The following is a 5,270-nucleotide window of genomic DNA, read 5'->3' on the forward strand; positions in this document are numbered from 1 at the left end:
TTTCTAACGTGAAATCGTTGGATTTTTGTCGGAGTGTAATTATAGGATCTGGAAAAAACCAGTCATATCAATGGTTTTAGGGCAGCAAGCGAGAGGTTTTTATCCTAAAAATCAATTTCCATACCCATTTCTTTTAATTTGGTTCTGTATGCCAGAATATCTTCTTTTTTCGCCAAACGAAGTATGTTATCAGGAGGCGATATGGTATTTATGAATTCTATTCGGTGTCCGGTTAATTCGAGGGTAGACTTAGCCAAATTGAAAGTAATAATTTCTTCCGGATCAAAAAAATCATTCTGGAACATATCAGAATAAAGGCTTGCCATTTTTAATTCTTCAAGAGTAGGTATTCTTTGCTCAAGTTCTTTCCAGGGAGTTAAGTTATCGTCCGATGATACAAACATGTTTTCAAAAAACTCAATCATTCCAGTTTTGCTTTTGTGGTTCCTTAACTTTTTCCAAAATTTATGCCAATCAATCTTCCCTGCAATTAAATCAACAATGGCACTTACAACAAATATGCTCTTTCCAAGTTCTTCATTTGCAATACAAAGCAAGAAATAGCATCGGGCATACATCTTGTTTTCAAACAAAAGCTGTGCTTCCTTGTATAAAGAAGTGGCATTAGATTTTGTTTTTTTATGTGCGATTATTAGCTGTTCGACGGTCAGGGAGCCCTTATAGCGTTTCAATTCCATTTTTATCACTTCCGAGTGTATTCTCTGTTGATCAAGGTCGGGTACCGCTATATATGGTTTATTATATCATTACTTTTTGACTTTTTCTATGGCTTTCTTTACTATGCCGGGGAGTGGACAGAAGGAGTCAATGACATTTCCCTTAAAGTTCCTAAGCAGATACTTTTGGCTGTTAAAGGAGTTGTGGCTCTTAAATAACTGCCACCCAACGGGACTACGGGCGGCGTTTTCATATATAAAACCATGAAGGGAGGTCACTTTCACCCGGCCAGTCTGCGGACTGGCTTTTTTCATGCCACGAAAAGGAGGTTTGCAAATGGCAGATGATAAGAAAAACATTCCCGAGGCAACCCCGCCCGCCGAGGCTCCCGCTCCCACGGTAGAAAATGCCGTTGTGCCGGAGCAGCCTGCGCCCGAGCCTGCGCTGACCAATGCAGAGGTGGTCATGCTGGAGCATGAGAGGCAGGCGGCACTCTTTGAAATGGGTGAGGCCGTGCCCGATTCCGCCGACGCTGTTACTCACACCGAGGTGGAGGAGCCAACCGCTCCCGAAGTCCCCAAGGCTGAAAAGGAACAGGAGCAGCCGCCCACTCCCGGCAAGGACGATCCCGCCCCGGCACATTCCGGCAAGGTGGTGGACTTTTTCCGCCGCCCGTGACGAGGCGGCCAAGGAGGAGAAAAAGGCGGTCAAGCAGAAGCCGCCCACGGAAAAGGACAAGCCTGCCAAGCCCGGCAGAGGCCGTCCGCCCAAGGATGGTAAGGCCGCTCCCGATAAGGCAAAGCCGCCCAAACCTCGGGACAAAAAGTCCCAAAGCAAGCCCGCCCCGGAGAAGCCTGCCGTGGATAAGGGTGGCGCTCCCGCTGGTGCGGAGGTCACGCCGGAGCCGTCTGCGCCCCGTGACGCCACCCGCACCGAAAAAAAGGAGATCGTCTATCACCAATCCCAAGTTGCACAGCAATGGACGCTTTCTCCATTACGGGGCATGGCTGGGGACGGAGCGGCAGCCCTCATACAAGGAGCGGCTACGGCTTGCCATCAATGAAGCTCTTACCAAACGCCCCGCAGACTTTGACGCTTTTCTTCGGCTCATGGAGGCGTCCGGCTTCACGGTCAAGCATGGGCGCGGCGGTGTAATTTCTTTTCTCGTTCCGGGGCAGGAGCGGGCGACACGGCTGCGGGCATCTACCCTCGGGGACGGCTACAATCCCGAGGACATCAAGGCCGTTATCGCCGGGGAGCGTCCGCTCCCGGAGCAGCCTGTTTCTGCGCCTGCTGCCCCTCGCCGTGTCAATCTGATCGTTGATATACAGGAGCGCCTGCGCTCCGGCAAAGGTGCGGCCTATGCACGGTGGGCAAAGGTCTATAACCTTAAACAGATGGCGGCAGCGCTTCAATTCATGCAGGAACAGAATATCACCGAGTATGACCAGCTCTCCGCCAAGGCCGAGGATGCCGTTTCTCGCTTTCACGCTCTGACCGAGCAGCTCCGGCGGACGGAGGCTGACCTGTCCGCAACCTCCGAGCTGATGGGAGCCGTGGTGCGGTACGCCAAGACCCGCCCCGTCTTTGACGGGTATAAGGCCGCAAAGTATAGCTGGAAATATCTTGCCGAGCATGAGGCGGAGCTGGCGGACTACCGGGCAGCCAAGGCCACGATGGGAGAGCTGCTGGGCGGAGAGAAACTGTCCAAGATGACAGAGCTAAAAGAAAAACGCCGCCAACTGGCGGCGCGGAAAAAGGCGCTCTATGCAGGCGTTGGGCGTGGATATCCAGACCATCCAGAGCATCGTAGGCCATGCCGATACCGAGATGACTGAGCATTATCTCCATGTTCAGGAATCCATTCGGCAGAGTGCGATCCAGTTGTTCAGCGAGGCGTTTTCGGCCTGAAAATTGGACGGAACAGCACTAATTAGACCAGATAAAATCTTTGGCATTGTGGTCAAAATTGTGGTCAAAGCCAAATGAGGTCAGGCTATAAACAAAAAAATCCAACGATTTCTAACGTGAAATCGTTGGATTTATGGTCCAGCAAGACTGGACAAATCCGAACTTTTTTCCTCCGCCGAATCGGCGGTCAAAGTGTCCTCAAAACGGACGGTTTGGGTTCCATCCTTGTAGTTGAATGTGATCAGCATCCGGTCATCATACAGGAAAATGGCATTGACAAAAATTTCGATCAGTGCCTTCCGCTGTTTTTTCTGCGAAATATCGAACCTTCTAAATTTCATCAGCCAGAATCGGATGAAATCCTCATTGAAGCTGGGCTTCTTCAATTTTTCATCTGCAATTTTTGCAGTCAGCTCATCTTTCTGGTTCTCCAGTGCTTCCAGATGCTCTTTCGTTGTCCGGGTGTACAAGCCGTCCTCGATAGCCTTCATCAGATTCTCCAGCTTCTTGTCTACTTCCCGGAGCTGCTTTTCCAACAGCGGGATTGTGGTGTTCTCCTGATTCTGTACATCCCTGACCAGTTGAACGATCTTGTCGATCACCGCATCGTCCTGAATCAGCTTCATGGTCTCCCGGACGACCAGTTCTTCCAGCCAGTCCTTCTGCACGGTCTTTTTATTGCAGCCCTTGCGCCGCTTGACGTTGGCGCACTTGTAATAATAGTAGGTGCGCCCAGTGGCACTGGTTCCACTTTCGCCGAACATCAGCGCACCGCACTGCCGCAGAACAGCTTGGTGGTCAGCAGATATTCCTCGTCTGCTTTGCCACAGGCAGGGGCACGCTTGTTCTTATCCATACGCTTCTGCACCCGGTCAAAAAGGTCTTTCGGAACGATAGCCGGAATCGCATCCGGCACAACGATATCCCGGAAAGACAATTCACCAATGTAACGACGGTTCTTCAACATGGTGTTCACGCTGCTGTGGGTCATTTTGCCGCCCTGCATATTGCGGACACCTTTTTCATTAAGAAAATTCACGATTTCGACCATCTTATCGCCGTTGTCGTATCTCTGAAAGGCTTCCAGCACCAGCGGAGCAGTCAGCGGGTCAAGGTGATAAAACTTTTCCTCGTCGATTTTGTAGCCTATGGTTCCCGTACCGCCAGTGCACTTCCCTTTCAGAGCATTTTCGGTTTGGCCTCGAATGACCTTTTCGGAAAGTTCTGCGGAATAGTATTCAGCCATACCTTCCAGAAGGGTTTCCACCAGAATGCCCTGCGAGCCCTCGGCAATGGGTTCCATGACGGAAATCAGATGAACGCCGTTCTTTTTCAGGATCATCTTATAGTTTGCGCTATCAAAACGATTCCGTGCAAAGCGGTCAAATTTCCAGACGAGAACAACATCAAACAGCTTCTTGCCGCTGTCTTTGATCATCTGCTGGAATTCCGGGCGATTGTCCGTTTTGGCAGAGAATGCACGGTCAATGTAGTGCTTGATGACCATGATGCCGTTCTTTTCCGCATAAGCCGTGCATTCCCGAATCTGGCCTTCAATGGATTCTTCGCGCTGATTATCCGATGAATAGCGGGCATAGATTACGGCGGTCATAGACTCACTTCCTTTTTCTTATCGAACAGACGGGTAGCTTTTTGCATACTTGTAGATCTGCCGTGCACAGTCAAGGCTCATTTTGCTGGAATCGTTGTGTTTGAGCCATGCATTCACATTGCCCGGATTCAGCTTCAAGTCCTTGTAAAGACGGTAATTCGTCAATTTCTTTTTTTGTTGAAGTTCCAATACCCGGCGATGGATCAGTTCTTTTGTGTCATTGTCCGCAAGAGCGGCATCCCGCACCGAGCAATAGCTGCGCCAAACCTTCAAATAGCCTTCCGGCAGTTCTGATGATTGCTTTTCAAGAAGCACCAGCATTTGCTCCAGCGAATAGAGATTAGAAAGTTGCTCATATTCCGCAGCAATCGTGCTGTTTGCGGTGTAGCGGAGCAGCAGTTCTACTTTATTAAAAGCCAGCGCATAGAGAAACAGCGGTTCTTTCAGGCGGGGATTTTCAGCCATACGATCTGCCAGCTTATGGACGCTTGCCGTTTGAACCCCGGAAAGCTCTGCCACATACTGCTTCAAAAAGCCTTCGAATGTCAGCTTTCGCATGGTCTCCACCTCTCTACATACTCCTGATAGCGGATATAGAAATCCCGATACCGCCAGTCGTTCAAGATGCTGGCTCTCAACTCATCTTCATCCGTTGCAAGGTGTTCCAGCAAATCCCAATCCAACGAATTCCGCACAGCCTCACTCTCTACGTCTGCTTTGTCAGTGTCCCGAAAAGAGCACAGCTTTGCAATCACCAAGTCCTCCAAACTGGGTGTATAGAACTGCACCTTTGTACCACCAAAGGGTAGCGGCTGAAGCCGGTCTTGGAAGTTATACGGGAAATTGTCGATGTAGGCTTCCACATCGGTGTTGATGTCGTACTTGCCAAGCAAACTGTACAGTTCTTTCGGAACACTCAAGGCATCAATGTCATGAGTAGCGCGGGTCAACTTGCCCAACAAAATAAACGCACTGCCGCCTACGATCACCATCTGATAGCGGTCGTTATTGTCGATCATCAGGTCTGCGTCTTCGTCCAGACGTTCCAGACGCTTGCGGAGGTCATCTA

5 protein-coding genes and 2 pseudogenes are annotated in these 5,270 nt (G+C 50.1%); 3 read left to right on the forward strand and 4 right to left on the reverse strand.

The features are described from left to right. Window positions 1–104 precede the first annotated feature (104 nt). A complete protein-coding gene (locus J3353_RS15520) occupies window positions 105–698 on the reverse strand; it encodes an AbiV family abortive infection protein (protein WP_207685197.1) in 594 nt (197 codons plus the stop codon). A gap of 316 nt (window positions 699–1,014) precedes the next feature. Between J3353_RS15520 and J3353_RS15525 the strand changes: the two genes are divergently transcribed. The 3 genes and pseudogenes from J3353_RS15525 (at window position 1,015) to J3353_RS15535 (ending at window position 2,589) form a co-directional block, all read left to right on the forward strand. Then, a complete protein-coding gene (locus J3353_RS15525) occupies window positions 1,015–1,356 on the forward strand; it encodes a hypothetical protein (protein ID WP_207685198.1) in 342 nt (113 codons plus the stop codon). A gap of 269 nt (window positions 1,357–1,625) precedes the next feature. Beyond that, window positions 1,626–2,516, forward strand: a pseudogene (locus tag J3353_RS15530) (hypothetical protein); the annotation flags it as partial. Beyond that, the gene (locus tag J3353_RS15535; RefSeq protein ID WP_249259247.1) at window positions 2,461–2,589 is read left to right on the forward strand and encodes a hypothetical protein; all 129 of its coding nucleotides are present in this window, start codon (window positions 2,461–2,463) and stop codon (window positions 2,587–2,589) included. The pseudogene J3353_RS15530 and the gene J3353_RS15535, both read left to right, overlap by 56 nt. A gap of 131 nt (window positions 2,590–2,720) precedes the next feature. On the opposite strand, the pseudogene J3353_RS15540 reads toward J3353_RS15535, so the two are convergent. From J3353_RS15540 to J3353_RS15550, 3 genes and pseudogenes are all read right to left on the reverse strand, one after another. Continuing rightward, window positions 2,721–4,201: pseudogene (locus J3353_RS15540) on the reverse strand (recombinase family protein). An 18-nt stretch (window positions 4,202–4,219) separates the two neighbouring features. Next, complete coding sequence (locus J3353_RS15545; protein WP_242701006.1) at window positions 4,220–4,666, reverse strand: transcriptional regulator; 447 nt, start codon at window positions 4,664–4,666, stop codon at window positions 4,220–4,222. Window positions 4,667–4,746: 80 nt separating this feature from the next. Continuing rightward, on the reverse strand, window positions 4,747–5,270 hold a 524-nt coding region (locus J3353_RS15550; protein ID WP_207685200.1), incomplete at its 5' end, for a DUF6036 family nucleotidyltransferase.

The sequence above is a fragment of the Faecalibacterium sp. Marseille-Q4137 genome (assembly GCF_017377535.1).
Taxonomy (GTDB): Bacteria; Bacillota; Clostridia; order Oscillospirales; family Ruminococcaceae; genus Faecalibacterium; species Faecalibacterium duncaniae.